Genomic DNA, 25,375 nt, shown 5'->3' with positions numbered 1-25,375 from the left:
CGCCCGGAGCTGCCGGAAGCCGCCGCCGTAAGTCCACGGACGGGCGGGGGCGATGCGCCGGTCGGCCTGTCAGGTGCGGTCGTGGAGGGTGATGCGGTAGCCGTCGGGGTCGGCGAAGGTGAACGTCCGGCCGAAGGGGCCGTCGATCGGTGCGGAGACGATGGTGTGGCCGTCGGCGACGAGGGCGTCGTGGATGGCTTGGACGTCGGTGGCGTGGAGCCAGATCGCCGCACCGATGCCGGGCTGGGCGACGGATGCGAGATCGGTGCCGGGGACGATGTCGCGGAGCGCGAACGCGATCGGCTTCGTCTCGAAGACGACGGCGTGCGGAGGTCCGGCCTGCGAGCGGACGAGGCCGAGGTACTGCTCGTAGAACGCCTGCGAGGCGTCGAGGTCGCGTGCCTGGAGCGAGATGAAGTCGGGGCCGGTGGCGGGCATGGTGGTGCTCCTTGTCTTCGTGTCAGTTTACTGACACAGGCCAAGGTATGTCAGAATCCTGACATGAGTCAAAACGGTGCCGGCGTCGACCTGGACAAATCCCTGGGCTACCTGCTGAAAGAGGCTTCGAGCGCACTGCGCGCGGCCATGGAGGAGGTGCTGCGGCCGCTCGGGATGAGCGTGACGCACTACTCCTGCCTCGAACTGCTGGCCCAGCGGCCGGGCCTGTCGAACTCCGAGCTCGCGCGTGGCGCGTTCGTGACACGGCAGACGATGAACGTGCTGCTCCGGACCCTGGAACGGGACGGGTACGTGACCAGGCCCGCGGAGGCGCCCGTGGGGAAGGTCCTTCCCGTGCGGCTCACGCCACGCGGCCGGCGGAGCCTGGAGAAGGCGACCGTGGCGGTCCGGTCCGTCGAGGTCAGAATGCTGGCCGGCATGACCGGGACCGAGCAGTCGGACGCGTTCCGGATCCTGCGGCTGATGATTCATTCCCTGCGCGACGGCGACGACGGTGCGTAGCACCCGTGCGGGCGACCGCCCTCACACGGGGAACCTCCGCTCCACCCACTTCCAGAGCAGCTCCAGCACCGCCGACGCCACCACGGCCACCCCCACCGCCGTCCACGGCATGGCCACCCCCACCAGCTTCAACGCGAAGAAGTTCTGGAGCGCGGGCACGATCAGCACGAACACGAACGCCACGGCCATCGACGCCACCAGCACGATCCGCCACCAGGTGTACGGCCGCGCGATGATCGCCAGCACCCACATCGAGATCAGGAACAGCGTCAGCGTCGCCGCGCTCGTCTCCGCGTCCAGCGCGTCCGTGCCCGTGTAGTGGTGCCGCGCGATCAGGTACGTCACGAAGGTCGCGGCTCCCGCCACCACCCCGCCCGGGATCGAGTACCGCATCACCCGCCTCACGAAGTGCGGCCGGGCCCGTTCCCTGTTGGGCGCGAGGGCGAGGAAGAACGCCGGGATGCCGATCGTGAGCGTCGACAGCAGGGTCAGGTGCCGCGGCAGGAACGGGTACTCCACCTGCCAGCAGACCACCAGCACCGCGAGCAGCACCGAGTACACCGTCTTGACCAGGAACAGTGTGGCCACCCGCGTGATGTTGCCGATCACCCGGCGGCCCTCGGCCACCACCGACGGCAGCGTGGCGAAGCTGTTGTCGAGCAGGACGATCTGCGCCACCGCCCGGGTCGCCTCCGAGCCCGAGCCCATCGAGACCCCGATGTCGGCGTCCTTCAGGGCGAGCACGTCGTTCACACCGTCCCCGGTCATCGCGACCGTGTGCCCGCGCGACTGCAACGCCCCCACCATGTCCCGCTTCTGCTGCGGGGTGACCCGCCCGAAGACCGTGCCCTCGTCCAGCGCCTCGGCCATCGCGCCGGGCTCCGCGGGCAGCCGGCGCGCGTCCACCGTCGTACCGCTGAGGCCGAGCTTCGCCGCCACCGCGCCCACCGACACCGCGTTGTCGCCGGAGATCACCTTCGCCCTGACCTCCTGGTCGGCGAAGTAGCGCAGCGTGTCCGCCGCGTCCGGGCGCAGCCGCTGCTCCAGGACGACCAGGGCGGTGGGGCGGGCGCCCTCGGCCACCTTCGCGTGGTCGAGGTCCCGGGCGGCGCGGGCGAGCAGCAGCACCCGCAGGCCCTCCTCGTTGAGGCGCACGGTTTCGGCCAGCGCCGGGTCGTCGGCGCCGAGGAGCACGTCCGGCGCGCCCAGCAGCCAGGTGCTCAGCTCCCCGTCCCCCTCGCTGAAGGTCGCGCCGCTGTACTTGCGGGCGGAGGAGAAGGGCAGCGACTCCACGCACCGCCAGTCCTCGCTGTCGGGGTAGGCGTCGATGACCGCCTGGAGGGAGGCGTTGGGGCGCGGGTCGGACTCGCCGAGCGAGCCCAGCACCTTGCGCACGTACGTCTCGTCGGCCCCGTCCAGGGTCCGCAGCTCGCTGACGTCCATGCCGCCCTCGGTGAGGGTGCCGGTCTTGTCGAGGCAGACGGTGTCGACGCGGGCCAGGCCCTCGATCGCGGGCAGCTCCTGGACCAGGCACTGGCGGCGGCCCAGCCGGATCACGCCGATCGCGAAGGCGACGGAGGTGAGCAGCACGAGGCCCTCGGGGACCATGGGGACGATGCCGCCGACGGTGCGGGCGACGGCGTCCTTGATGCCGTTGTTCTTGACGACGAGCTGGGTGACGACCAGGCCGATCGCGGCCGGGACCATCATCCAGGTCACGTACTTGAGGATGGTCGAGATGCCGGTGCGCAGCTCGGAGTGGACCAGGGTGAAGCGGGAGGCCTCCTCGGCGAGCTGGGCCGCGTAGGCCTCGCGGCCGACCTTCGTCGCGGCGAAGGCGCCGCCGCCGGCCACCACGAAGGAGCCGGACATCACCTGGTCGCCACGGTGCTTGACGACCGGGTCGGCCTCCCCGGTGAGCAGCGACTCGTCGATCTCCAGCCCGTCGGCCTCGGCGCACACCCCGTCCACGACGACCTTGTCGCCGGGGCCGATCTCGATCAGGTCGTCGAGCACGATCTCGGTGGTGCTCACCTCCACGGCGGCCCCGTCGCGGCGCACGGTCGGCCGTGCCTCGCCGATCACCGCGAGCGAGTCCAGGGTCTGCTTGGCCCGCCACTCCTGGACAATGCCGATACCCGTGTTGGCGAGGATCACGAAGCCGAACAGGCTGTCCTGGATCGGCGCCACGAACAGCATGACCAGCCACAGCACACCGATGATGGCGTTGAACCGGGTGAAGACGTTCGCGCGCACGATCTCGCCGAGCGAGCGGCTGCTGCGCACCGGTACGTCGTTCACCTGGCCGCGCGCGACCCGCTCCGCGACCTCGGCGGCCGTCAGGCCGGTCGTCCGGACCGGCGCCGGCAGCGGGACCGGATGCACGGGGTCGAGCTCCGCGCCCGCGTCGATGTGCGTCATACGTTCGACGGTACGTGTGGATTTGCGCGTTCACCCGCCGAGTGGGCGGAAGATCCGACCAGGGGAGGAGCCGTGTCGTGCGCTGGTCGTACGGACCGGCCCCGGACCCCCTACAGGGTCGCCCGCAGTTCCGCCCGCTTGATCGCCGCGTCGCGCTTCCGCACGTACCAGACGCCGATCAGGCCGAGGCCGCCGCCGGCCAGGCAGGTCCACAGCCACCAGGTGTGGCCGTGGTCGGCGTACCAGCCGTAGAACGGCAGCTGGACCAGGAAGAGGGCGAACCAGAGGATCGTGCCGCCGATGATGGTCGGCACGACCGGGCCCTCCAGGGGTTCCGGGGCCTCGTGCTTGGGGGTCCACTTCGCCATGGGGCTCAGCTTACGCACCCGGCCCTTCTCCCCAGCGGTCCCGGCGGTCTACGCGCGGAGATAGCGATCTAGTAATCATACGTTCATACTGAAACCGTTTGTGTTTGGCCACTTCTGCTCGTAGGAACCTCCAATGTCAACCCCGGCTTCCACTCAGGCCCCCGCCCCCGAACAGCCGGGTGCGACCCCCGCGTACGGCGCGCTCGACCGTTACTTCAAGATCTCCGAGCGGGGCAGCACCCTCGCCCGCGAGGTGCGCGGCGGCTTCGCCACGTTCTTCGCGATGGCCTACATCATCGTGCTGAACCCGATCATCCTCGGCAGCGCGAAGGACATGTACGGCCACCAGCTCGACAACGGGCAGCTGGTCACGGCCACCGTCGTCACCGCCGCCTTCACGACGCTGCTCATGGGCGTCATCGGCAACGTGCCGATCGCGCTCGCCGCCGGCCTCGGCGTGAACTCCGTCGTGGCGCTCCAGCTGGCGCCCCGGATGACCTGGCCCGACGCGATGGGCATGGTGGTCCTGGCCGGCTTCATCGTGATGCTGCTGGTCGCCAGCGGCCTGCGCGAGCGCGTGATGAACGCGGTGCCCTTCAGCCTGCGCAAGGCGATCTCGATCGGTATCGGCCTGTTCATCATGCTGATCGGTCTCGTCGACTCCGGCTTCGTCAGCCGGATCCCGGACGCCGCCCAGACCACCGTCCCGCTCCAGCTCGGCAGCGACGGCCACCTCAACGGCTGGCCGGTGCTCATCTTCGTGCTCGGCACGCTGCTGACGCTCGCCCTGATCGTCCGCAAGGTCTCCGGCGCCATCCTGATCTCGATCGTCGCGATGACCGTGCTCGCGCTGGTCGTCAACGCCGTCGCACATGTGCCGTCCTGGGGTCTGACCACGCCGAAGTGGCCCGGCAGCCCCGTCTCCACCCCGGACTTCGGCCTCATCGGCAAGGTCAGCCTCTTCGGCGGCTTCGACAAGGTCGGCGTGCTGACCGGCGTCCTGTTCGTCTTCACCGTCCTGCTGTCCTGCTTCTTCGACGCCATGGGCACGATCATGGGCGTCAGCGACGAGGCCAAGCTGACCGACGCCCAGGGCTACATGCCGGGCATCAACAAGGTCCTGTTCATCGACGGTGTCGCCGTCGCCGCCGGTGGTGCCAGCTCCTCCTCGGCCACCACCTGCTTCGTCGAGTCGACGGCCGGCGTGGGAGAGGGCGCGCGCACCGGCTTCGCCAACGTCATCACCGGTGCGCTCTTCGCCGTCGCGCTGTTCCTGACGCCCATCGCCACGATGGTCCCCTCGCAGGCGGCCACCCCCGCGCTGATCGCGGTCGGCTTCCTGATCCTGGCCGGTTCGATCAAGGAGATCGACTGGGCGGACTACACCCTCGCGATCCCGGCCTTCGTGACCATGGTGATGATGCCGTTCACCTACTCGATCACGAACGGCATCGGCATGGGCTTCATCACCTTCGTGGTGCTGCGGCTCGCCGCGGGCCGGGCCAAGGAGATCCCGGCGGCGATGTACGTGGTCTCCGCGGTGTTCGCCTTCTACTACCTGATGCCGGCCCTGGGCCTCACGTGACCCTGACCTGATCGCCGTAGAACCTCTCCGTCTCCTCGACGGCGGCCGAGAACCGCTCGTCGAAGTCGTCCCGAATGAGCGTCCGGACCACATAGTCCTGGACGCTCATTCCTCTTTTGGCCGCATGACGCCGGAGCCGCTCGTGCAGCTCCTTGTCTATCCGCAGGCTGAGCACACTGGTCCCCATGCATACGAGGGCGCCACATCCGCGCGCCCGGTGCGTCGTTTTCCGGCCTCGGCTCACCCGTAAGGGTGATGTCGCGATTCAGTGGCCGAGGTCACGGGCATACGGCGTGTCCCGAGTGGTCTTTAGTTAGGGTAATGAGTTACTCTAAGGACATGCCGGACCTTACCCATGGCGACGACGCGGCCGCCGTGAACGCCCTCCGCTCCGCCGTGATGCGACTCTCGCGTCGGCTGAAGCACCAGCGGGTCGACGAGTCGCTGAGCCCCACCGAGATGTCGGTGCTGGGCACCCTCTCCAACTGCGGCCAGGCCACCCCCGGTGAGCTCGCCCGCAAGGAGCACGTCCAGCCGCCCTCGATGACCCGCATCGTGGCGCTGCTGGAGGCCAAGGGCCTGGTCCGGCTGGAGCCGCATCCGGAGGACCGGCGCCAGAAGGTCGTCACCAGGACCGAACAGGCCGAGGCGATGCTCGAGGAGAGCCGCCGCAAGCGCAACGCGTTCCTGGCCGGCCTGGTCGACGGCCTCGACGAGGACGAGTGGGCGAAGCTGCGCGCAGCCGCCCCCGTGCTGGAGAAGCTCGCACACCTGTAAGTCGCTCTACCGAGGAGGCGAACCCACTTTGAGTACGGGATCCGGAGCACCTTCCGCCCCCGCACCGACCGCGCCCACCACCCCCGCATCCCGTAAGTCCTCGATGTTCAGCTCGCTGAAGGTCAGGAACTACCGGCTGTTCTTCGGCGGCCAGGTCGTCTCGAACATCGGCACCTGGATGCAGCGCATCGCCCAGGACTGGCTGGTCCTCAGCCTCACCGGCTCCGCGACCGCCGTCGGTGTCACCACCGCGCTCCAGTTCCTGCCGATGCTGCTCTTCGGCCTCTACGGCGGCGTCCTCGTCGACCGGCTGAACAAGCGGCGCGCCCTTCTCGTCACCCAGACCGCGATGGCCCTCACCGGCATCGCGCTCGCCCTGCTCACCCTCTCCGGCCACGTCCAGGTCTGGCACGTCTACCTCGCCGCGTTCGCCGTCGGCCTCGCCACGGTCGTCGACAACCCGGCCCGCCAGTCCTTCGTCTCCGAGATGGTCGGCCCGGACCAGCTGCAGAACGCGGTCAGCCTCAACTCCGCGAACTTCCAGTCCGCCCGGCTCGTCGGCCCCGCCGTCGCCGGCCTGATGATCACCGGCGTGGGCACCGGCTGGGCGTTCCTCTTCAACGGCCTGTCCTTCGTCGCCCCCATCGTCGGCCTGCTGCTGATGCGCGGCCGCGACCTGCACGTCGTCGAGCGCGCGCCGAGGGGCAAGGGCCAGCTGCGCGAGGGCCTGCACTACGTCGCCGGCCGCCCCGACCTCATCTGGACCATCGTCCTGATCGGGTTCGTCGGCACCTTCGGCTTCAACTTCCCGGTGTACCTCTCCGCCTTCGCCGACGACGTCTTCCACGCGGGCGCCGGCTCCTACAGCGCCTTCAACACGCTGATGGCGGTCGGCTCCCTGGTCGGCGCCCTGCTCGCGGCCAGACGCGGCACGGCCAGGATGCGGGTGATGATCGCCGCCGCACTCGCCTTCGGCGCCCTGGAGACGGTGGCCGCCGCGGCGCCCTCGCTGTGGCTCTTCGCCCTGCTCATGGTGCCGATCGGCATGTTCGGCATGACCGTCAACGTCACCGGCAACACCACCGTCCAGATGGGCACCGACCCGGCCATGCGCGGCCGGGTGATGTCCCTCTACATGATGGTGTTCATGGGCGGCGCGCCGATCGGCGCGCCGATAGCGGGCTGGATCACGGACGCGTACGGCGTCCGGGCCGGTCTCGCGGTGGGCGGCGCGATCGCGGCCGGGGCGGCCCTGGCGATCGGCCTGGTCCTGGCCAGGGCCGGCAACCTGCGTCTCTCGGTCGGCTGGCACGGCGGCCACCCGCAGGTCCGCTTCGTGCCGAGAGAGCCCCGGGAACAGCTGGCACCGGCGGCCTGATCCCCTGCGGCCCGGAGGCTACAGCCTCCGGGCCAGCACCTGTCCCGGCCAGTTCCGGCCCGTCGTGTAGGTCTCGGTGCGGGTGAAGCCGTTGCGCTCGTAGTAGCGGACCAGTTTGCCGTCGGCGCCCGCGTAGCAGTCCACCCGCAGCAGCGGCACCCCCGCCCGCCGGGTCTCCTCGGCGGCGTGCGCCAGCAGGGCGCTGCCCACGCCGTGGCCCTTGAAGCGGCGGTCGGAGGCGAGCCAGTGGATGTACCGCTCGGGCTCGCCCGGCGGCGGCAGATGGGCCAGGTAGGCCCCCGGGGCGCCGGTCAGCGTCAGGGTGGCGGCCGGCACCCCGTCCGCCTCGGCGATGTACGTCACGCCCTCGTCCATGTACCGCGCGACCGACTCCACCGTCCCCCGGTTCCGCGACAGCGGTGCCGTCCCCCACTGCTCGGTCCGCCCCTGCGCGACCAGCCACTCCACACAGCTGTCGAGCATGCCGAGCATCACCGGTATGTCCTCGGTCCCGCCTTCTCTGATGGTGATCCGCATCTCCCCATGATGGCAGTGTGGTCCGTATGAGACTCTTCGCCGCCGTGCTGCCGCCGCCGGACGCGGTCGCCGAACTCGCCGCCGAGGTCGACCGGTTGCGGGGGCTGCCCGGTGCGCGGGCGCTGCGCTGGACCGGCCGGCCCGGCTGGCACTACACGCTCGCGTTCTACGGCGAGGTCGACGACGGGCTCGTACCGGACCTGTCGGACCGCCTCGCCCGCGCGGCCCGCCGTACCCCCGCCTTCCCGCTGGCCGTCGCAGGCGGCGGCCAGTTCGGGCACGGGCGGGCGCTGTGGGCGGGCGCCGAGGGGGACCTGGAGACCCTCCGCCTGCTCGCGGACCGCGCGCAGGCGGCGGCGCGCAAGGCGGGCGTGGGGACGGGGGAGCACCGGCGCTACCAGGCCCACCTGACGGTGGCCCGGAGCCGGGACGCGGTCGACGCGGGGCCGTACGTCCGGCTGCTCGCGGAGTTCACGGGCCGGACCTGGACGGTGGGGGAGCTGGCGCTGGTGCGGAGCAATCTGCCGACGTCCGGGGTACCGGGGGAACGGCCGCGGTACGAGGTGGTCGGGCGCTGGGGGCTCGGGGCGGCCGGTTAGGCTCGTCGTGTGGACCCGAAGACCCGGAACCGGATCATGGCCGGTGTGCTCGTGCTGTTGTTCGTGGTGGTCGCGGTGGCTTCCGCGATGAGGTGAGGACAGCGCCCCCTGCGGGGCGCTGTCCCCGTGCCGGTCACCAGGCGAAGGCCTCCGGGGAGGGACCCGGGCCCGGGAAGATCTCGTCCAGGGACTCCAGGAGTTCCTTGCCGAGCTCCAGCTCCACGGCCCGCAGGGCGGACTCCAGCTGTTCGCCGGTCCTCGGGCCGACGATCGGTCCTGTCACACCCGGACGGGTGAGCAGCCAGGCCAGCGCGGCCTCGCCGGGCTCCACGCCGTGCTTGTCGAGCAGGTCCTCGTAGGCCTGGATCCGGGCGCGGATGGTGGTGTCGGCGAGGGCGTCGGCGGCCCGTCCGCTCGCCCGGCGCCCCTCCGTGGCCTCCTTCTTGATCACACCGCCGAGCAGTCCGCCGTGCAGCGGCGACCAGGGGATGACCCCGAGGCCGTACTCCTGCGCGGCCGGGATGACCTCCATCTCGGCGCGCCGCTCGGCGAGGTTGTAGAGGCACTGCTCGCTGACCAGCCCGATGGTCCCGCCGCGCCGCGCGGCGGTCTCGTTGGCCTGGGCGATCTTGTACCCGGGGAAGTTCGAGGAACCGGCGTAGAGGATCTTCCCCTGCTGCACCAGTACGTCGATCGCCTGCCAGATCTCCTCGAAGGGGGTCCGCCGGTCGATGTGGTGGAACTGGTAGACGTCGATGTAGTCGGTCCGCAGCCGCTTCAGGCTGGCGTCCACGGCCCGCCGGATGTTGAGGGCGGACAGCTTGTCGTGGTTGGGCCAGGAGCCGCCGTCGCCGGCCATGTTGCCGTACACCTTGGTGGCGAGCACGACCTTGTCGCGGTGGGCGGGGCTCTGGGCGAACCAGTTGCCGATGATGGACTCGGTACGGCCCTTGTTGTCGCCCCAGCCGTACACGTTGGCGGTGTCCAAAGATCAATTTTGACGCCATGATGCGAACCACACACCGTCACCCCTTGTGCACGGTGCGTGCCGCAGGGGAGAGGGGGAACGAGCATGGCGAGAGTTCTGGGTGTGGTCCGTCTGTCGAGGGTGTCGGACGAGACCACATCGCCGGAGCGTCAGCGTCGTTCCATCCAGCGATGGGCCGACCAGGAGGGGCACGTCGTCGTGGGATGGGTCGAGGACATCGACGTGTCCGGCGGGGTAGAGCCGTGGAAGCGCCCGGAGTTCGGCAAGTGGCTGCCTTCGACCATCGGAAAGGAGGTCAGCGCGATCGAGCACAGGATCGCGATGGAGGAGTCGCGCGCCGATGAGTACGACATCCTCTGCGCGCTGAAGATCGACCGCCTCTCGCGGCGCGTGTTGCACGTGCACACCCTCCTGGAGTGGTGCGAGAAGAACGGCAAGGAGGTAGCCACCGTCGAGGACGGGATCAACCTGAACACGCAGATGGGGAAGCTCCTCCTGAGCCTGATCGCGTCCTTCGCGGAGGGGGAGCTCGAAGCCATCAAGGCTCGGGCCAAGTCGTCCTACAACCACCTGGTGAAGGAGGGACGCTGGCGCGGTGGCCGCACTCCGTATGGGTACCGCGAGGAGAAGCAGGAGACCGGCGAGGGGTGGAAGCTGGTGCCGGACGACTACGGAACGGACACGGCCGGGACGCTTCGCGAGATCGTTCGCCGTCTCATCGAAGGTGAGTCGGCGAACAGCATCGCGCAGTGGCTCAACGAGGACACGTCCAAGACCCCGACGTCCCTGGACGCCCAGATGATCCGGAGTGGCAAGACCCCGAAGGGGAGCCGCTGGACCGCCGCGAACACGTCCAAGGTCGTGCGCTCCCGCTGTGTCCTGGGGCAGATGGAAGTGACTGAGGAAGTGATGGTTGACGGGAAGAAGGTGAAGCGGACCCGAGTTGTCCGGGACGCCGATGGCCAGCCTCTTCAGCGCGCGGAGCCCTTGATCACGCAGGCTGAGTGGGAGTTGGCCAACAAGAAGCTGGACGAGAACACCAGTCAGCGCAACGGAAACCGCAAGGGCGGCTCACCCCTGCTCCGGGTTGCGTTCTGCACCTGTGGGGAACCCGCGTATCTCGGCCCCGGCCGTAACTGGCCCTACTACCGCTGCGCCTCGCGGACCACCCACAAGCCGTGTCCGACCGGAAGCAAGGGCATTGCGGCTCACACGCTGGAGGACGCCGTGGAGAAGGCGTTCCTCCTCGCCGCAGGGGACGTCGAGATCGTCCGGAAGGTCTTCCGTCCGGGGGTGGACTACACGCGCGACATCGAGGAAGTGAACCGTGCCCTGGCGGACCTGCGGGAAGACCGTGAGGCGGGCCTCTACTCCAGCGAGCTGGGCAAGCAGGAGTACCGCGAGACGTACAAGCGGCTGGACGCGCGACGCGAGCAACTCATCGCCCAGCCCGCACGACCGGACACCTGGGAGGAGATCCCCACGGGAGAGACCTACCGGGAGCGGTGGAGCAAGCTGTCGACCCAGCACGAGAAGGGCAAGGAGCTTCGTTCCGCAGGGGCCAAGGCTGTCATCCACGCAGAGCCGATCCGGGGGATGACGGCCGCGCAGGCCATGTCCGTGGACGGCCATGACGGCATGTGGCAGCACTCCGTCGGACGGGTTCAGGTTCTGATCCCGATGGACTTCAAACAGCGCGTACGGAACATGGCAGCGATTCGCAGCGAAGACTGACGAAGTCGAAGGGCGAGAGAAACCGAGGGGGCCCCGAACGCAGGGTCCTCTCGGCCTTTGCAGGATGCCCGGCAGGTCGTCGCCGTCGCTCCCGACCGCACGAGACCGAGTCCGGGCATCACGCCCTGGGCGCCACCTGTGATGAGAGACCGCGCCGTCCGGCGCCGGTCCCCCCGCGAAGAAAGGGAGGCACATGTCCCGCCGTCCGGCGGGGGTTACCGGCGCATTCGTGCGCCTCACAGGAAGGGGCCCGACAAACCGTGGGAGCCATCACCACCAAGGGGCGCAAGCTCCACGAGATCGAGCACGTCCCGTACGAGCAGGCGTTCCTCATTGGCGACCTGCTCACCAGCAACATCACCATGCTCGCTGGCGAGCCCAAGGCCGGGAAGACGAACTTCGCCGCTGGGATGTCTGCTGCCCTCCTGAACGGAGCCGACGAATTCCTCGGTCTCCCCGTGCTGCGCCTCTGCCGCCACATCGTCTTCGGCCTCACCGACGACGGCGCCGAGGGGGAACTCCGCGAGCGGCTGCACGGCGCAGTCCCGAGGGACTCCGTCACCGTCTTCCCCGTGGAGGACACCAGCCAGCCCGGCTACTGGCAGGGCGTCCACGACGACCTCCTGACGCTGGGCGCCGACCTCTTCGTCCTCGACAACGTGCTGGGCGCCCTCGGTGACGGTGAGGACGTCGCCTCCTCCGTCACGGCCCGGAACACCATCGACAAGCTCAAGCCGATCAGCAAGTCCGGCATCCCCGTGCTCGCGGTGACGCACACGCCGAAGGGAAACGGCGAGGGGCTCACCACGGCCTCCGCTCCCATTGGCGGGCGGGCGATGGCCGGAGGCGTCCGCGGCGTCATCGTCCTGCGGAAGTCCGAGAAGGGGCGCAGCATCCAGACCGCGATCAACCGGGCCAAGAGCGATCTCGACATCGCAGTCACCATGAGGACGGCGAGTAACGGCTCGGAAATCCCCGTCTGGGAGCGAGTGGAACCGGGACTCAAGGTCGTCGGCCTGCCCAAGGCGAAGACCTGGGACGAAGACCTGGTCGCGCGGATCATCGAGGAACAGCCGAAAGAGGAGTCGGCGCTCGCGCTGTCGAGGCGCTACGCGCCCATCGTCGACAGGAAGCCCGAGACCGTACGGCCGAAGCTCAGGGACCGCCTGGAGCGTGTCGGCGGACGCTGGGTCCGAAAGCCTGCCGCCACGGCCTGAGCGCTGGTGGTGGTGATGGCTCCCCCTTTACAGGAAGCGGTCACCACCACCAGCTACCTCGCTCCGCTCGGCAAGCCTCGCTCCTCACTTCGCTTACGTAAGTACGTCAGCCGTCTGACCTCTGGCGGCCTGCGGCCGACCAGCACGTAGACCTCTGGCGAACAGCGAAGCCAGAAGCCGTGCAACGACGAAGAGGTAAGCAGCAGGGGCGGCCGGAAGGCCGCCACAGTCGGAAGACGGCTGACAGATGTGCGGCCCCTTTCGGGGCCGACAGAGCTTGTGCGGCTCGACAGTAAACGGCTGTAGGGCGCGACAGCGCCCCTCGGGGCATGGCCGGGCTGGACGCGGCCAGGGCGCAGGGGCGTACTGGTGGACGGCCCGCTGTCATGAACGACGACATGCTTACGGTCGCCCGCGCCAGACGGGCCAAGGGCGAGAGTGTCAACGCCATCGCCAGGGCCCTGGGCGTCTCACGCGCCACGCTGTACCGGCACATCGGCGAGGGCGCCTGAGACAGGCGTACCCGCCGCCCGCCGGACGTCTTGCGTGGAGTGGACTCGAAGGGGTTCGCTTGGCAGCCATGGAATACACGCAGCTGGGACGTACCGGACTCAAGGTCAGTCGCATCGTGCTCGGCACGATGAACTTCGGGCCGCAGACGGATGAAGCCACCAGTCACACCATCATGGATGCGGCGCTCGACGCGGGGCTGAATTTCGTTGACACCGCAAATGTGTACGGGTGGGGTGAGAACAAGGGGCGCACCGAGGAGATCGTCGGTACCTGGTTCGCCGAGGGCGGCGGGCGTCGTGACAAGACGGTCCTGGCCACCAAGGTCTACGGGAACATGGGCGCCGACGGACCGGCCTGGCCCAACCATGACCGGCTCAGCGCCGTGAACATCCGCCGTGCCGTGGACGCTTCCCTCAAGCGGCTCCAGACCGACTACATCGACGTCTACCAGTTCCATCACATCGACCGTTCGACGCCGTTCGAGGAGATCTGGCAGGCGATCGACGTCCTGGTCCGACAAGGGAAGATCCTTTACGCCGGTTCCTCGAACTTCCCCGGCTACAAGATCGCCCAGGCCAACGAGAACGCGAAGACACACGGCCGGGTCGGGCTCGTCAGCGAGCAGTGCCTCTACAACCTCGCCGAGCGGCGCGCCGAGATGGAGGTCATCCCGGCCGCGCAGGAGTACGGCCTCGGGGTCATCCCGTGGTCGCCGCTGCACGGCGGGCTGCTCGGCGGAGTCCTCAAGAAGGAGGCCACGGAGGGGCGCCGGGCGAGCGGCCGGGCCGCCGACGCCCTCAAGGACGCCCGCACGCGCGAGCAGATCCAGGCGTACGAGAACCTGCTCGACAAGCACGGCATCGAACCGGGCGAGGCCGCGCTGGCCTGGCTGCTCACCCGTCCCGGCGTGACAGGACCGATCGTCGGCCCACGCACGCAGGAGCAGCTTGACTCAGCGCTGCGCGCCCTCGACCTGGACCTGGGCGCGGAGCTCCTTGCGGCTCTCGACGAGATCTTCCCGGGGCCGGGACCGTCCCCCGAAGCTTTCGCATGGTGAAGTGACAGATCTGCATGCGGACCGCTGTCTCCTGCTCTGCGTGCAGGGCGAGTCGGGGGTGGCGGTCGGCGCTCTCCGTGGTGCCGCATGCGCGCCGGTGACACGTCAAAGAAGTCGATGCCAGGCGCCCAGCGCCGCGTCCATGATCGTGTGACTGGCGGCCTCGTCGGTCTGCGGGCCGAAGTTCATGGTGCCGAGGACGAGTCGGCTGACCTTGAGTCCGGTACGTCCGAGCTGCGTGTACTTCATGGTCACCCAGCCAACGGCGTGGAGTGCGCTCTAAGCAAGGACTTGGCCGTGGGGGAACTCGTCGGTCCCGACGGCGAGGCCGACCGCGGTGCCGCTCAGTCCGCCGCGGGCTCGTACTCCTGGCCGATGTCCCATCCCTGGCGCATCGCCTCCGCGAACGCCTCCGCGATCCGGTGCTCGCCGTTCGCGTTGGGGTGGGTGCCGTCGTAGGTGTCGGTGTGGATGTCGTACGCCGCGGGGGGCGACGCCAGCAGGATCGGGGAGCGGGGTTCGTCCAGGTCGGCCGCCGCCTTCGCGAGGAGTTCGTTGAAGCGGGCGACCTGTTCGGCGAACGGCTCGTCCGACGCGGCCCGGACGTTCGGGATCACCGGCAGCAGCACGATCCCGACGCGCGGGTTGGCCTCCCGGGCGGCCGTGACGAAGGACCGTGCGTTCGCCGCGGTCTGCTCCGCGTTGGTGTAGAAGCCCAGGTCGATCAGGCCGAGGGAGACCAGCAGCACGTCGGCGCGGCAGGACCGGACCGCCTCCCCGATGAGCGGGGCCATGTGCAGCCAGCCCTCGCCCCAGCCGGCCAGGTGGGCGCGGGGGAAGTCGGGGTCCGCGTAGGCGTGGGAGACCGGCGCGTCGGCGAGCTTGTCGTACAGCGTCTCGCGCGGGCCCACCAGGGTGAAGGGGCCGCCGTAGGTCGTGCACAGGTGCTGCCACATGCGGTACCGCCATGTGTGCTCGCCCGTGCTGCCGATCGTCATCGAGTCCCCGACGGGCATGAACCTGAGCATCCGCTCATGATGGACGATCAGCGGGAGGGGCGGGGTGCGAACCGGTGTGAGTACCGCCACGTCCCGGCGCCGTGAACCACAGGGCGGGATGGCAGGCTTGGTGGCATGCGCCGACGACCGCTCGCCCTCCTCGCCGGGGTCCTGCTCACGGGAGCCCTCGCCTCCGCGCCCGCCGTTGCCGCCGACGGCACCGGCGACAAGGGGTTCACGATCGAGGACCCGCGGATCACCGAGTCCAGCGGCCTCGCCGCCTCCCGGCTGCATCCCGGCATCTACTGGACGCACAACGACAGCGGCGACGGGCCGTACATCTACGCGGTGGACAGCGCGACCGGCAAGACCGTCGCGCGGATCACGCTCAGCGGCGTGGGCTCCCCGCGTGACGTCGAGGCCATCTCCATCGGCCCCGGCAACCAGATCTACGTCGGCGACATCGGCGACAACCTCGACGGCAGCTGGCCGTACGTGTGGATCTACCGGCTGCCCGAGCCCGAGAAGCTCGTCGACCAGACGGTCCGGGCCACGCAGTACGTCGTGAAGTACTCCAACGGCGCACGGAACGCCGAGTCGCTGATCGTGCACCCCAAGACCGGGCGCGTGTACATCATCGACAAGAAGGAGGACGGCGGGCACCTCTACGAGGGTCCGGCCACCCTTTCCGCCTCCGGCACGAACGTCTTCCGGCCCGTCGCCGCCGTCGACCTCTGGGCCACCGACGCCGCGTTCTCGCCCGACGGCGGCCGGCTCGCGGTGCGCGGCTACTTCGGCGGCATCTACTACGACTGGAACGGCGGGAAGATCAAGCGCGGGGGGCGGCTCGACGTCCCCCTCCAGAAACAGGGCGAGTCGGTCAGCTACTCCGCCGACGGGACGAAGCTGATGTACGGCAGCGAGGGTGCCGACAGCCCGGTCCAGGCCGAGGACGTGCCGGGCGGAAGCGGTACGTCCCCCTCCAGCGGCAGCCACAGCGGCGGCGGTTCGGCTTCGGGGGCGGACGGCGGCTCCACCGCGACCGGCCAGGCCAAGGTCGGCGCCCTCGCCATCGGCGCCCTCGCCCTCACCTTCTTCGCCCTGCGCCGCCTACGCCGCACCCCCGACCGCCGCCACTGACCCCGCCCCGGCGGCCGCTGCCGCTGATCCTGCCGGACGACCGCCGCCACTGCCCCCTCCCCGGCGGCGGTCGCCTCTGAGTCGCCCCGGCGGCCGTCGCCACTGCCCCCTCCCCGACGACCGCCGCCTCTGAGCCGTCCCGGCGGCCGTCGCCACTGACCCGCCCCGGTGGCCTGTGTCGTGCCGTGTTCGGCTGGCTGGTGCCGGGGTGTGCTTCCGGTGGGGGGGTGACCGGTCGGTCGCCGTGGGTCACTCGTACGGGTCACCGGTGCGGCGGTCGTGGGCCGTGCGGGGCACGGTGGGAAGGGTCCGCGGGACGGGGGCGGCACGGGGTCCCGCCTCACGGAATCGGAGTGCCCATGCGCCGCAACGTCCTGCGCCTGGCCGGGAACGTCTGTCTGGTCACCGCCGCCCTGGGGTCGGCCGTCCCCGCGTCCGCCGGTGCCGCCGTGGCCGGGCCCGCCGGGTCGGTCCGGGCCGCGGCCACCGCCCTGCCGCGGTTCCGCTCGGTCAGCCTGCCACTCTCCGGCACCTTCGGCGGGCCGAGCGAGAAGATCGCCCTCACCGGCACCCTCAAGGTCTTCGTCGTCACCCTCCCGGCCGCGGCCGGCGGCGGCACCGCCCAGATCGTCAGCAGCCTGGACGACGCCACCGGCACCGGCGCCACCAGCAAGGGCGCGTACGACCTCGTCGGCGCCCACCGGGACGACGCCCCCTTCTCAGCGGGCGGCACCACGACGCTCAGGATCAAGCCGGACTTCCTGCTGCTCTCGCCCGTCGTACCGCCCAACCCGGTCGTGCCGCCCAACCCGATCCGGCCCCTCACGGTGGCGGTCACCATCAGCAGCACGGGCGTCATCGGCGCCGTCACCGCCACGGTCGGCGACCCCGCCCCCTGACACGGCGCGGCACCCGGCTCGTGCCGCACGTCTTGACGGGATGGTGGTGTGTCAGTTTCCTGGGAGGTGCGCGGTGCATGGGAGCGCTCCCATGAGTTCCGGGGCCGCGCCTCCCTCCCGAGAGGAACAGGCCCATGTTCCGCTTACGCAGCCTGCGAAGAGCGCTGTGCGCCGGTGTCGCCGCCCTCCTCCTGCCCCTCGCCGGCGCGGTCGGCCCCGCGCACGCGGCCGACACGCCGGGGGCCGGCTACTGGCACACCAGCGGCCGCCAGATCCTGGACGCGGCCGGGCAGCCGGTCCGGATCGCCGGGATCAACTGGTTCGGCTTCGAGACCTCCAACTACGTGGTCCACGGCCTCTGGTCGCGCGACTACAAGAGCATGATCGACCAGATGAGGACGCTGGGCTACAACACCATCCGGCTGCCCTACAGCGACGACATCCTCAAGAGCACCACCGTCCCCAACAGCATCGACTTCAGCAGTGGCAAGAACGCCGACCTCCAGGGGCTGAACTCCCTCCAGGTCATGGACCGGATCGTGGCGTACGCCGGACAGGACGGCCTCAAGGTCATCCTCGACCGGCACCGCCCGGACTCCGGCGGCCAGTCGGCGCTCTGGTACACGTCGTCCGTCCCCGAGTCGACCTGGATCGCCGACCTGAAGGCGCTGGCCGCGCGGTACGCCGCCGATCCGACCGTCATCGGCATCGACCTGCACAACGAGCCGCACGACCCCGCCTGCTGGGGCTGCGGTGACACGACGGTCGACTGGCGGCTGGCCGCCCAGCGCGCCGGGAACGCCGTCCTGTCCGTCAACCCCGACCTGCTGGTCTTCGTCGAGGGCGTGCAGACGTACAACGGGGTCTCGGGCTGGTGGGGCGGCAACCTGATGGGCGTCGCCCAGTACCCGGTGCAACTCGACGTGGCGAACCGGGTCGTGTACTCGGCCCACGACTACGCCACCAGCGTGGCCCAGCAGAGCTGGTTCAGCGACCCCGCGTTCCCCGACAACATGCCGGGGGTCTGGGACGCGTACTGGGGCTACATCTTCAAGCAGGACATCGCCCCGGTGTGGGTCGGCGAGTTCGGCACCACGCTCGCCTCGACCGTGGACCAGAAGTGGCTGGCCGCGCTGGTGGCCTACCTCCGGCCGACCGCCGCCTACGGCGCCGACTCCTTCCAGTGGACCTTCTGGTCCTGGAACCCCAACTCCGGCGACACCGGCGGGATCCTCAAGGACGACTGGACGACCGTGGACACGGTGAAGGACGGGTACCTGGCGAGCGTCAAGGCACCGCTGTTCCCGAGCACCGGGAGCGGTGGCGGCGGCAGCGGAGGCGGAGGCACGTCCGCCTCCTGCACGGCCTCCTACACCGTCAGCAGCGACTGGGGGAGCGGCTTCAACGCCGACGTCACGGTCACCAACACCGGCACCACCGCGATCGGGTCGTGGTCGGTGACCTGGACGTGGAGCGGGTCGCAGCAGGTGACCAACATGTGGAACGCGTCGTACACCCAGAGCGGGGCGACGGTCACCGCCGTGAACGCCGCGCACAACGGGAGCATCGCGGCGGGCGGTTCGGCGAGCTTCGGGTTCGGCGGCGCGCCGGGAGGCGGCGCGGTGCCGAGCGTGAGCTGTTCGGCCGCGTGAGGCGGGCGCCCGGTCCGGCACGCGGGAGGCGGCACGCCGTCACCTGCATGGTGGACCGCGGCGCCGCCAATGCGGGGGTGCGCGCTTTCCCGGGGTCAGGCTTCTCCCGATCGCACCGCGACCGCCGAAGGAGCCCAGAGATGTCCTACGTGCCCACCGACCTGCGCTACACCGACGAACACGAGTGGATCCGCACCGAATCCGACGGCATCGCGACCGTCGGCATCACCGACCACGCCCAGAAGACGCTCGGCGACATCGTCTTCTTCGAGCTGCCCGAGGTCGGCAGGAAGGTCGAGGCCGGACACCCCGTCGGCGTGGTGGAGTCGGTCAAGGCGGCGTCCGACCTGTACAGCCCGCTCACCGGGGAGATCGTCGCGGTCAACGCCGAGGCCGTCGAGGACCCCGACATGGTCAACTCCGAGCCGTACGACATGTGGCTGTTCAAGATCAGGGCCAAGGGCGGGGCGTCCTCCAACGGGCTGCTCGACGCCAAGGCGTACGAGAAGCTCATCGGCGAGGAGTGACGGAAGGACCGGACAGCACGAGGGGCGCCCGGCGGTGGACCGCCGGGCGCCCCTCACCGCCGTGGGGACGGAGCCGTCAGAGCTTCTCGATCACGTAGTCGATGCACTTCGTCAGCGCCTCGACGTCCGCCGGGTCGATCGCCGGGAACATGGCGACGCGCAGCTGGTTGCGGCCGAGCTTGCGGTACGGCTCGGTGTCGACGATGCCGTTGGCGCGCAGCACCTTGGCGACGGCGGCCGCGTCGATCTCGTCGGCGAAGTCGATCGTGCCGATGACCTGCGAGCGCTTGGCCGGGTCGGCGACGAACGGAGTGGCGTACTTGGACTCCTCCGCCCAGCTGTAGAGGCGGGTCGAGGAGTCCTTCGTGCGGGCCGTGGAGAAGGCGAGGCCGCCCTGGCCGTTCAGCCACTCCAGCTGCTGGTCGAGCAGGAAGAGGGTGGCGAGGGCCGGGGTGTTGTACGTCTGGTTCTTGCGGGAGTTGTCGATCGCCGTGGGGAGCGAGAAGAACTCCGGGATGTGGCGGCCGGACGCGTGGATCAGCTCGGCGCGCTCGACGGCGGCCGGGGAGAAGACGCCGATCCACAGACCGCCGTCGGAGGCGAAGGACTTCTGCGGGGCGAAGTAGTAGACGTCGGTCTCGGAGACGTCGACCGGGAGGCCGCCGGCGCCGGAGGTGGCGTCGACCAGGACCAGCGCGCCCTCGTCGGCGCCCGCGACCCGCTTGATCGGCATGGCGACACCGGTCGAGGTCTCGTTGTGGGTGAAGGCGTAGACGTCCACGCCGGCCTCCGCCCGCGGCTCCGGGTGGGTGCCCGGGTCGGAGGCGATCACGGTGGGCTCGGCCAGCCAGGGCGCGAGCTTGGCGGCCTTGGCGAACTTCGACGAGAACTCGCCGAAGTTCAGGTGCTGCGACCTGGCGTCGATCAGACCGTGGGTGGCGACGTCCCAGAAGGCGGTGGACCCGCCGTTGCCGAGGACGACCTCGTACCCGTCCGGCAGGGAGAACAGGGAGCTGATGCCCTCGCGGACCCGGCCCACCAGGTTCTTGACCGGGGCCTGGCGGTGGGAGGTACCGAGGAGGGACGTACCGGTGGCGGCCAGCGCGTCCAGCGCCTCCACCCGCACCTTGGAGGGACCCGCGCCGAACCGACCGTCCGCGGGCTTGATGTCAGCAGGAATCTGGATGTCAGCCACGGGGTGAGGTTAACGGGTGGAGGAAACGCGGGTGAAACCTCGTCCGTCGGGTGAGACGCGCCGGTTCCCGGGCGCCGCCGCCCCGTTTCGGCCGGGCGGAGTCGCCCCCGGACACCGGACGGGCTGATTGAGTGGACGTATGTCGGAATTCTCGGAGCTGGCGGCGGAGCTGCGCAGGGGGGTCCGGGGTGAGGTCGGCTTCGACGTCACGTCCCGGGCACTGATGACGATGGACGCGTCCAACTACCGGCGGGTCCCGGTGGGGGTGGTGGCCCCCCGGGACGCGGACGACGTGGCGGCCGTACTGGAGGTGTGCCGGGCGCACGGGGTGCCGGTGGTCGCCCGGGGCGGGGGCACGTCGATCGCGGGCCAGGCGACGGGCACGGGCGTGGTGCTGGACTTCACCCGCCACATGAACCGGCTGGTCGGGCTGGACCCGGACACGCGGACGGCGGTGGTCCAGCCGGGCCTGGTCCTGGACCGGCTCCAGGAGGCCGCCGCCCCGCACGGTCTGCGCTTCGGCCCGGACCCCTCCACCCACGGCCGCTGCACGCTCGGCGGGATGATCGGCAACAACTCCTGCGGCTCGCACAGCGTGGCCTGGGGCACGACCGCGGACAGCGTCCGGGAGCTGGCCGTGATCACCGCGCGGGGCGAGCGGCTGCGGCCCGGTCCCGGCTGGGCGGGCGCGCCGCAGGGGCTGCGGGCCCTGGCGGACGGCGAGCTGGCCCGGCTGCGCACCGGCTTCCCGGACCTGCCCCGCCGTATCTCCGGGTACGCGCTGGACGCCCTGCTGCCCGAGAAGGGCGCCGACGTGGCCCGCTCCCTCTGCGGGAGCGAGGGCACCCTGGGGATCGTCACCGAGGCGACCGTCCGCCTGGTCGAGGCACCGCGCGCGCGTGCGCTCGCCGTGCTCGGGTACGCCGACGAGTCCGCGGCCGCGGAGGCGGCGGCCGGCCTGCTGCCCCTCGGCCCGCTGACCGTGGAGGGCATGGCCGCCGACCTGGTGCCGTCCCCGGCCGGGCTGCCGCGCGGCGGCGCCTGGCTGTTCGTCGAGACGGGCGGTCAGAGCGAGGCGCAGGCACACGCGCGGGCCACGGCGGTCGTCCGCGCGGCGGACGCGCTGGACGCCGCGGTGCTCACCGACCCGGCCGGGCAGCGGGCGCTGTGGCGGGTGCGCGAGGACGCGTCCGGTACGGCGACCCGGATGCCGGACGGCACCGAGGCCTGGCCGGGCTGGGAGGACTGCGCGGTGCCGCCGGCCCGGCTGGGCGCGTACCTGAGGGACTTCCGGGGCCTGCTCACCGCCCACGGGCTGCGCGGCACGCCGTACGGCCACTTCGGCGACGGCTGCATCCACGTCCGCATCGACTTCGACCTGCTCGGCGCGGCGGGCGTGGCCCGTTTCCGGCGCTTCTCGGAGGAGCTGGCCGACCTGGTCACCGCGCACGGCGGCTCGCTCTCCGGCGAGCACGGCGACGGCCAGGCGCGGGCGGAGCTGCTGCCCAGGATGTACGGCGCGGAGACGGTCGCCCTGTTCGAGCGGGCGAAGGGGGTGTGGGACCCGGACGACCTCCTCAACCCCGGGATGCTGGTGCGGCCCGCGCCCCTGGACGCGAACCTCCGCTTCGCCGTCCTGCCCCGCGAGCCGGTGGACGTGGCCTTCGGGTACCCGGCCGACGGCGGCGACTTCTCGGCGGCGGTCCGCCGCTGCGTGGGCGTCGCGAAATGCCGTACGACGGAGACGAGCGGTGCGTCCGTCATGTGCCCGTCGTTCCGGGCGACGGGCGCGGAGGAGCACTCGACGCGGGGCCGGGCGCGGCTGCTGCACGAGATGCTCGCGGGCGAGCTGGTGACGGACGGCTGGCGCTCCACGGAGGTCCGCGACGCGCTGGACCTGTGCCTGTCCTGCAAGGGCTGCCGGTCCGACTGCCCGGTGGGGGTGGACATGGCGACGTACAAGGCGGAGTTCCTGCACCACCACTACGAGGGCCGGCGGCGCCCGGCCGCGCACTACAGCATGGGGTGGCTGCCGCGGTGGCTGGCGCTGGTGGCCCGTACCCGCACGGCGCGGCTCGTCAACGCCCTCGCCTCGGTGCGACCGCTGGCGGCCATCGCCAAGCGGCTCGGCGGTATCGCGCCGGAGCGCGGGATCCCGCGGCTGGCGACGGAGCCGTTCAGCCGCTGGGAGCGGCGGCGCCAGCGCGGGCGGCTGCGGGGGTGGGAGGCGCGGGCGCGGGCGGGACGCGGGCCGGACCTTCCGCGGCGAACGGCCTTCCTGTGGCCGGACACGTTCACCGAGCACCTGTCACCGGAGGTGGGCCGGGCGGCCGTACGGGTGCTGGAGGCGGCCGGCGTGGGGGTGCTGGAGCTCCCGGCCGGGCGCTGGAAGGCCCGCCGGTCACCCGACGGCCGCCTGGAGGGCTACGGCATGTCCGTGCTCCGCCCCGGCCGCGCCCGCGTCTGCTGCGGTCTCACCTACCTGTCGACGGGCCAACTGGACCGGGCCCGGGAGGTCCTGACCCGGACCCTGGACCAACTGGACCCGTTCCTCCTCCAGGAACCGGACCCCGAGCCGGACGCCGGCGAGGGGTTCGACCCCCCGCCCTTCGTCGTCCTGGAACCCAGCTGCGCCGCCGCCCTCCGTGCCGATCTGCCGGAGCTGCTCCCCGGTGACCCGCGCGCCGCCCGGCTCGCCGCGAGGGTGCTGACCTTCGCGGAGGCGCTGGAGCGGCTGGCCCCGGACTGGACCCCGCCGCGCCTGGACCGTGCGGTCACCGGCCAGACCCACTGCCACCAGCACGCGGTCCTGGGCGACACCCCGGACCGCCGGCTCCGCGAGGCCGCCGCCCTCACCGGCGACCTCGCCGGCGGCTGCTGCGGCCTGGCCGGCAACTTCGGCTTCGAGAAGGGCCACTTCGAGGTGTCGAAGGCCTGCGCGGAGGAACAGCTCCTCCCCTCCGTACGCGCCGCGGACCCGGACACCCTGATCCTCGCGGACGGCTTCTCCTGCCGAACCCAACTGCGCCAACTCACCAACACCCCCGCCCAACACCTGGCGGAGGCACTGGCGGAGGCGCTGGAGGACTAGCCGAGTACGCGGTCGTGTTCGTCCACCTGGTCTATGAGTTCGGGCATGGGGGCACGTTCGCAGGGGCGTGGGAGCTGGGGTGGGGGTGGGGGTGTCTGTTGTTCTTGAGCGTGTCAGGGAAACGCGAACTCCAGGAGCCTTGAGCATGACAGCCGCCCTTCGTCTTCAGCCCGTCTCCCGTGCGGAGCACCTCGCGTTCGTCGGGACGCGCCACGCCGTCAGCCATATGCAGGTGCCGTCCTGGGGGGACGTGAAGCCCGACTGGCGGGCGGAGAGCGTGGGGTGGTTCGACGGGGAGGGGCGGATGGCCGGGGTCGGGCTGGTGCTGCTGCGGCCGGTGCCGAAGGTGAAGCGGTATCTGGCGTACCTGCCGGAGGGCCCCGTCATCGACTGGCACGACCCGCGGCCGGAGCGGTGGCTCGACCCGTTGCTGGCCCATCTGAAGGAGCGCGGGGCGTTCTCCGTGAAGATGGGCCCGCCCGTCGTCGTACGGCGGTGGAGCGCGGAGGCGGTCAAGGCGGCGATCGCCGATCCGGCCGCCCGGCGGCTCGCGGACGCCGAGGCGACCTCGTACGACCCCCGCGCCCTCGAACTCGCCGACCGGCTGCGGCGGCTGGGCTGGCGGCAGGCGGAGGCGGGCGGCGAGGAGGGCTTCGCGGCCGGCCAGCCCCGCTACGTGTTCCAGGTGCCGTTCGCCGGACGCTCCCTGGACGACATCCGGAGCGGCCTCAACCAGCAGTGGCGGCGCAATGTGAAGAAGGCCGAGAAGGCGGGCGTCAAGGTCGTCCGGGGCGGCCCCGAGGACCTGCCCGCCTTCTACACCCTCTACACCGAGACCGCGGAGCGCGACCGCTTCATCCCGCGCCCCCTCTCCTACTTCCAGCGGATGTGGACCGCCCTCGCCGCCGAACACCCCGACCGCATGCGCCTCTACCTCGCCCACCACGAGGGCGAGATCCTCGCCGCCGCGACCATGCTCACCGTCGGCGACCACGTCTGGTACTCCTACGGCGCCTCCACCGGCCGCAGGCGCGAGGTCCAGCCCAACAACGCCATGCAGTGGCGGATGATGTGCGACGCCCACGAACTCGGAGCCGCCGTCTACGACTTCCGCGGCATCACGGACACCCTGGAGGAGTCCAACCACCTGCTGGGGCTGCTCCGGTTCAAGGCCGGGGCCGGCGGGGAGGCCGTGGAGTACCTCGGCGAGTGGGACTTCCCGCTCAACAAGCTGCTCCACAAGGCGTTCGACCTGTACATGGCCCGCCGGTGAGACCGGTCCGGAGCTCCGACCGCCCCGCGTCATAAGGAAACTCTCAGGTTCGCAGGACAACTCTCAGGTTCGGGGTCGTTATACAGCTGTTACCCAGGTATTCACAGCACCTGTTTGCCGTTCGGAAGCCGACTTTGCCGTTGCTTGGGATCTGAGCCGTGTAAGTTCTTCCTTGTCGGGCGGCGGGGATTGCCGAGGATGACGATCCGAAATCCCTGCACATTGCCCAAGAGAATTCTCGTACCACTTGTACTTCGAAACTCTCAAGGAGTCGGAATGAGCCTCAAGAAGCTCGCCCCGCTGCCCCCCAAGGCCAACAAGCAGCTGCCCCCGCCGCCGAAGCCCAAGAAGAAGGCTCCGAAGCCGGCTCCGAAGCCGATCCCCGGCCAGGACAACTGAGTCAGCTGTAAAAAGGACCGACGGCTCGCCGTCGGTCCTTTTTCGCTCCTGAAATTCGGTAATTCCG

The 25,375-nt window shown here is 70.6% G+C and carries 24 protein-coding genes and 1 pseudogene; 16 read left to right on the top strand and 9 right to left on the bottom strand.

Going from position 1 to position 25,375, the window contains the following annotated elements; all coding sequences use genetic code 11:
* Positions 1 to 69 precede the first annotated feature (69 nt).
* Positions 70 to 438, bottom strand: coding sequence for a VOC family protein (locus tag ACZ619_RS30740; protein ID WP_469605725.1), 369 nt, complete (start codon positions 436 to 438; stop codon positions 70 to 72).
* A 63-nt stretch (positions 439 to 501) separates the two neighbouring features.
* On the opposite strand from ACZ619_RS30740, the gene ACZ619_RS30735 reads away from it, so the two are divergent.
* Complete coding sequence (locus ACZ619_RS30735) at positions 502 to 960, top strand: MarR family winged helix-turn-helix transcriptional regulator (RefSeq protein ID WP_469605723.1); 459 nt, start codon at positions 502 to 504, stop codon at positions 958 to 960.
* 21 nt (positions 961 to 981) lie between these two features.
* On the opposite strand, the gene ACZ619_RS30730 is transcribed toward ACZ619_RS30735, so the two are convergent.
* Together ACZ619_RS30730 and ACZ619_RS30725 are read right to left on the bottom strand one after the other, a co-directional pair.
* A complete protein-coding gene (locus ACZ619_RS30730; RefSeq protein ID WP_469605719.1) occupies positions 982 to 3,381 on the bottom strand; it encodes an HAD-IC family P-type ATPase in 2,400 nt (799 codons plus the stop codon).
* Between the two features lie 110 nt (positions 3,382 to 3,491).
* On the bottom strand, positions 3,492 to 3,749 hold the full coding sequence (locus tag ACZ619_RS30725) for a DUF2530 domain-containing protein (RefSeq protein ID WP_469605716.1): 258 nt from the start codon (positions 3,747 to 3,749) through the stop codon (positions 3,492 to 3,494).
* Positions 3,750 to 3,882: 133 nt separating this feature from the next.
* Here ACZ619_RS30725 and ACZ619_RS30720 point away from each other — a divergent pair, with 133 nt between their 5' ends.
* On the top strand, positions 3,883 to 5,334 hold the full coding sequence (locus ACZ619_RS30720; RefSeq protein WP_469605714.1) for an NCS2 family permease: 1,452 nt from the start codon (positions 3,883 to 3,885) through the stop codon (positions 5,332 to 5,334).
* On the opposite strand, the gene ACZ619_RS30715 is transcribed toward ACZ619_RS30720, so the two are convergent.
* Positions 5,327 to 5,521, bottom strand: a complete 195-nt coding sequence (locus tag ACZ619_RS30715) for a toxin-antitoxin system HicB family antitoxin (protein WP_469605712.1) — start codon at positions 5,519 to 5,521, stop codon at positions 5,327 to 5,329. The two genes, ACZ619_RS30720 and ACZ619_RS30715, sit on opposite strands and share 8 nt — an antisense overlap.
* A gap of 152 nt (positions 5,522 to 5,673) precedes the next feature.
* Between ACZ619_RS30715 and ACZ619_RS30710 the strand changes: the two genes are divergently transcribed.
* On the top strand, positions 5,674 to 6,111 hold the full coding sequence (locus ACZ619_RS30710) for a MarR family winged helix-turn-helix transcriptional regulator (RefSeq protein WP_181804999.1): 438 nt from the start codon (positions 5,674 to 5,676) through the stop codon (positions 6,109 to 6,111).
* Positions 6,112 to 6,139: 28 nt separating this feature from the next.
* On the top strand, positions 6,140 to 7,489 hold the full coding sequence (locus ACZ619_RS30705; protein WP_469605709.1) for an MFS transporter: 1,350 nt from the start codon (positions 6,140 to 6,142) through the stop codon (positions 7,487 to 7,489).
* 18 nt (positions 7,490 to 7,507) lie between these two features.
* On the opposite strand, the gene ACZ619_RS30700 is transcribed toward ACZ619_RS30705, so the two are convergent.
* Positions 7,508 to 8,026, bottom strand: a complete 519-nt coding sequence (locus tag ACZ619_RS30700) for a GNAT family N-acetyltransferase (protein ID WP_469605707.1) — start codon at positions 8,024 to 8,026, stop codon at positions 7,508 to 7,510.
* A 26-nt stretch (positions 8,027 to 8,052) separates the two neighbouring features.
* Here ACZ619_RS30700 and thpR point away from each other — a divergent pair, with 26 nt between their 5' ends.
* Positions 8,053 to 8,625 carry an RNA 2',3'-cyclic phosphodiesterase gene (gene thpR / locus ACZ619_RS30695; protein WP_469605704.1) on the top strand — a complete coding sequence of 191 codons (573 nt, stop codon included), beginning with the start codon at positions 8,053 to 8,055 and terminating at the stop codon, positions 8,623 to 8,625.
* Positions 8,626 to 8,758: 133 nt separating this feature from the next.
* Here the strand turns inward: thpR and ACZ619_RS30690 are convergent, their stop codons facing one another.
* Positions 8,759 to 9,613 carry an aldo/keto reductase gene (locus ACZ619_RS30690; protein ID WP_469605702.1) on the bottom strand — a complete coding sequence of 285 codons (855 nt, stop codon included), beginning with the start codon at positions 9,611 to 9,613 and terminating at the stop codon, positions 8,759 to 8,761.
* 84 nt (positions 9,614 to 9,697) lie between these two features.
* Here ACZ619_RS30690 and ACZ619_RS30685 point away from each other — a divergent pair, with 84 nt between their 5' ends.
* From ACZ619_RS30685 to ACZ619_RS30670, 4 genes are all read left to right on the top strand, one after another.
* Positions 9,698 to 11,347: a recombinase family protein gene (locus ACZ619_RS30685; protein ID WP_469605699.1), complete on the top strand. Its 1,650-nt coding sequence runs from the start codon at positions 9,698 to 9,700 to the stop codon at positions 11,345 to 11,347.
* 260 nt (positions 11,348 to 11,607) lie between these two features.
* Positions 11,608 to 12,564, top strand: coding sequence for an AAA family ATPase (locus ACZ619_RS30680; RefSeq protein ID WP_469605696.1), 957 nt, complete (start codon positions 11,608 to 11,610; stop codon positions 12,562 to 12,564).
* A gap of 329 nt (positions 12,565 to 12,893) precedes the next feature.
* Positions 12,894 to 13,076, top strand: coding sequence for a helix-turn-helix domain-containing protein (locus tag ACZ619_RS30675; protein WP_469605694.1), 183 nt, complete (start codon positions 12,894 to 12,896; stop codon positions 13,074 to 13,076).
* A gap of 68 nt (positions 13,077 to 13,144) precedes the next feature.
* Positions 13,145 to 14,134 carry an aldo/keto reductase gene (locus ACZ619_RS30670; RefSeq protein WP_469605756.1) on the top strand — a complete coding sequence of 330 codons (990 nt, stop codon included), beginning with the start codon at positions 13,145 to 13,147 and terminating at the stop codon, positions 14,132 to 14,134.
* Positions 14,135 to 14,237: 103 nt separating this feature from the next.
* Here ACZ619_RS30670 and ACZ619_RS30665 read toward each other — a convergent pair.
* Together ACZ619_RS30665 and ACZ619_RS30660 are read right to left on the bottom strand one after the other, a co-directional pair.
* Positions 14,238 to 14,383 (bottom strand): annotated as a pseudogene (locus ACZ619_RS30665) (aldo/keto reductase); the annotation flags it as partial.
* Between the two features lie 95 nt (positions 14,384 to 14,478).
* Positions 14,479 to 15,162 (bottom strand): SGNH/GDSL hydrolase family protein, encoded by a 684-nt coding sequence (locus ACZ619_RS30660; protein WP_469605691.1) that lies wholly within the window; start codon positions 15,160 to 15,162, stop codon positions 14,479 to 14,481.
* Between the two features lie 105 nt (positions 15,163 to 15,267).
* Between ACZ619_RS30660 and ACZ619_RS30655 the strand changes: the two genes are divergently transcribed.
* The 4 genes from ACZ619_RS30655 (at position 15,268) to gcvH (ending at position 19,350) form a co-directional block, all read left to right on the top strand.
* Positions 15,268 to 16,272 carry a TolB-like translocation protein gene (locus ACZ619_RS30655; protein WP_469605688.1) on the top strand — a complete coding sequence of 335 codons (1,005 nt, stop codon included), beginning with the start codon at positions 15,268 to 15,270 and terminating at the stop codon, positions 16,270 to 16,272.
* A 359-nt stretch (positions 16,273 to 16,631) separates the two neighbouring features.
* Positions 16,632 to 17,171 carry a hypothetical protein gene (locus tag ACZ619_RS30650; RefSeq protein ID WP_469605685.1) on the top strand — a complete coding sequence of 180 codons (540 nt, stop codon included), beginning with the start codon at positions 16,632 to 16,634 and terminating at the stop codon, positions 17,169 to 17,171.
* A gap of 134 nt (positions 17,172 to 17,305) precedes the next feature.
* Entirely contained in the window at positions 17,306 to 18,823 is a 1,518-nt protein-coding gene (locus ACZ619_RS30645) for a cellulase family glycosylhydrolase (RefSeq protein WP_469605683.1), read from the top strand.
* Positions 18,824 to 18,963: 140 nt separating this feature from the next.
* Positions 18,964 to 19,350: a glycine cleavage system protein GcvH gene (gene gcvH / locus ACZ619_RS30640; RefSeq protein WP_469605680.1), complete on the top strand. Its 387-nt coding sequence runs from the start codon at positions 18,964 to 18,966 to the stop codon at positions 19,348 to 19,350.
* 76 nt (positions 19,351 to 19,426) lie between these two features.
* On the opposite strand, the gene serC is transcribed toward gcvH, so the two are convergent.
* Entirely contained in the window at positions 19,427 to 20,545 is a 1,119-nt protein-coding gene (gene serC / locus ACZ619_RS30635; RefSeq protein ID WP_469605678.1) for a phosphoserine transaminase, read from the bottom strand.
* A 139-nt stretch (positions 20,546 to 20,684) separates the two neighbouring features.
* On the opposite strand from serC, the gene ACZ619_RS30630 reads away from it, so the two are divergent.
* The 3 genes from ACZ619_RS30630 (at position 20,685) to ACZ619_RS30620 (ending at position 25,308) form a co-directional block, all read left to right on the top strand.
* Positions 20,685 to 23,636: an FAD-binding and (Fe-S)-binding domain-containing protein gene (locus tag ACZ619_RS30630; protein WP_469605676.1), complete on the top strand. Its 2,952-nt coding sequence runs from the start codon at positions 20,685 to 20,687 to the stop codon at positions 23,634 to 23,636.
* Between the two features lie 145 nt (positions 23,637 to 23,781).
* A complete protein-coding gene (locus ACZ619_RS30625) occupies positions 23,782 to 24,909 on the top strand; it encodes a lipid II:glycine glycyltransferase FemX (RefSeq protein ID WP_469605673.1) in 1,128 nt (375 codons plus the stop codon).
* 276 nt (positions 24,910 to 25,185) lie between these two features.
* Positions 25,186 to 25,308 carry a hypothetical protein gene (locus ACZ619_RS30620; protein ID WP_469605670.1) on the top strand — a complete coding sequence of 41 codons (123 nt, stop codon included), beginning with the start codon at positions 25,186 to 25,188 and terminating at the stop codon, positions 25,306 to 25,308.
* Positions 25,309 to 25,375 lie beyond the last annotated feature (67 nt).

The sequence above is a fragment of the Streptomyces sp. NPDC104367 genome (genome assembly GCF_055583825.1).
This window is presented reverse-complemented; position numbering and strand designations above follow the sequence as displayed.

Excerpts from the sequence above, each read along its gene's own strand:
- ACZ619_RS30715 (WP_469605712.1), bottom strand. The coding sequence starts at position 5,521 with ATGGGGACCAGTGTGCTCAGCCTGCGGATAGACAAGGAGCTGCACGAG.
- gcvH (WP_469605680.1), top strand. The coding sequence starts at position 18,964 with ATGTCCTACGTGCCCACCGACCTGCGCTACACCGACGAACACGAGTGG.
- ACZ619_RS30620 (WP_469605670.1), top strand. The coding sequence starts at position 25,186 with ATGAGCCTCAAGAAGCTCGCCCCGCTGCCCCCCAAGGCCAACAAGCAG.
- ACZ619_RS30735 (WP_469605723.1), top strand. The coding sequence starts at position 502 with ATGAGTCAAAACGGTGCCGGCGTCGACCTGGACAAATCCCTGGGCTAC.
- ACZ619_RS30700 (WP_469605707.1), bottom strand. The coding sequence starts at position 8,026 with ATGCGGATCACCATCAGAGAAGGCGGGACCGAGGACATACCGGTGATG.
- ACZ619_RS30730 (WP_469605719.1), bottom strand. The coding sequence starts at position 3,381 with ATGACGCACATCGACGCGGGCGCGGAGCTCGACCCCGTGCATCCGGTC.
- ACZ619_RS30645 (WP_469605683.1), top strand. The coding sequence starts at position 17,306 with ATGTTCCGCTTACGCAGCCTGCGAAGAGCGCTGTGCGCCGGTGTCGCC.
- ACZ619_RS30740 (WP_469605725.1), bottom strand. The coding sequence starts at position 438 with ATGCCCGCCACCGGCCCCGACTTCATCTCGCTCCAGGCACGCGACCTC.
- ACZ619_RS30675 (WP_469605694.1), top strand. The coding sequence starts at position 12,894 with ATGGCCGGGCTGGACGCGGCCAGGGCGCAGGGGCGTACTGGTGGACGG.
- ACZ619_RS30630 (WP_469605676.1), top strand. The coding sequence starts at position 20,685 with ATGTCGGAATTCTCGGAGCTGGCGGCGGAGCTGCGCAGGGGGGTCCGG.
- ACZ619_RS30670 (WP_469605756.1), top strand. The coding sequence starts at position 13,145 with ATGGAATACACGCAGCTGGGACGTACCGGACTCAAGGTCAGTCGCATC.
- thpR (WP_469605704.1), top strand. The coding sequence starts at position 8,053 with ATGAGACTCTTCGCCGCCGTGCTGCCGCCGCCGGACGCGGTCGCCGAA.
- ACZ619_RS30660 (WP_469605691.1), bottom strand. The coding sequence starts at position 15,162 with ATGCTCAGGTTCATGCCCGTCGGGGACTCGATGACGATCGGCAGCACG.
- ACZ619_RS30685 (WP_469605699.1), top strand. The coding sequence starts at position 9,698 with ATGGCGAGAGTTCTGGGTGTGGTCCGTCTGTCGAGGGTGTCGGACGAG.
- ACZ619_RS30625 (WP_469605673.1), top strand. The coding sequence starts at position 23,782 with ATGACAGCCGCCCTTCGTCTTCAGCCCGTCTCCCGTGCGGAGCACCTC.
- ACZ619_RS30650 (WP_469605685.1), top strand. The coding sequence starts at position 16,632 with ATGCGCCGCAACGTCCTGCGCCTGGCCGGGAACGTCTGTCTGGTCACC.
- ACZ619_RS30710 (WP_181804999.1), top strand. The coding sequence starts at position 5,674 with ATGCCGGACCTTACCCATGGCGACGACGCGGCCGCCGTGAACGCCCTC.
- ACZ619_RS30655 (WP_469605688.1), top strand. The coding sequence starts at position 15,268 with ATGCGCCGACGACCGCTCGCCCTCCTCGCCGGGGTCCTGCTCACGGGA.
- ACZ619_RS30725 (WP_469605716.1), bottom strand. The coding sequence starts at position 3,749 with ATGGCGAAGTGGACCCCCAAGCACGAGGCCCCGGAACCCCTGGAGGGC.
- ACZ619_RS30720 (WP_469605714.1), top strand. The coding sequence starts at position 3,883 with ATGTCAACCCCGGCTTCCACTCAGGCCCCCGCCCCCGAACAGCCGGGT.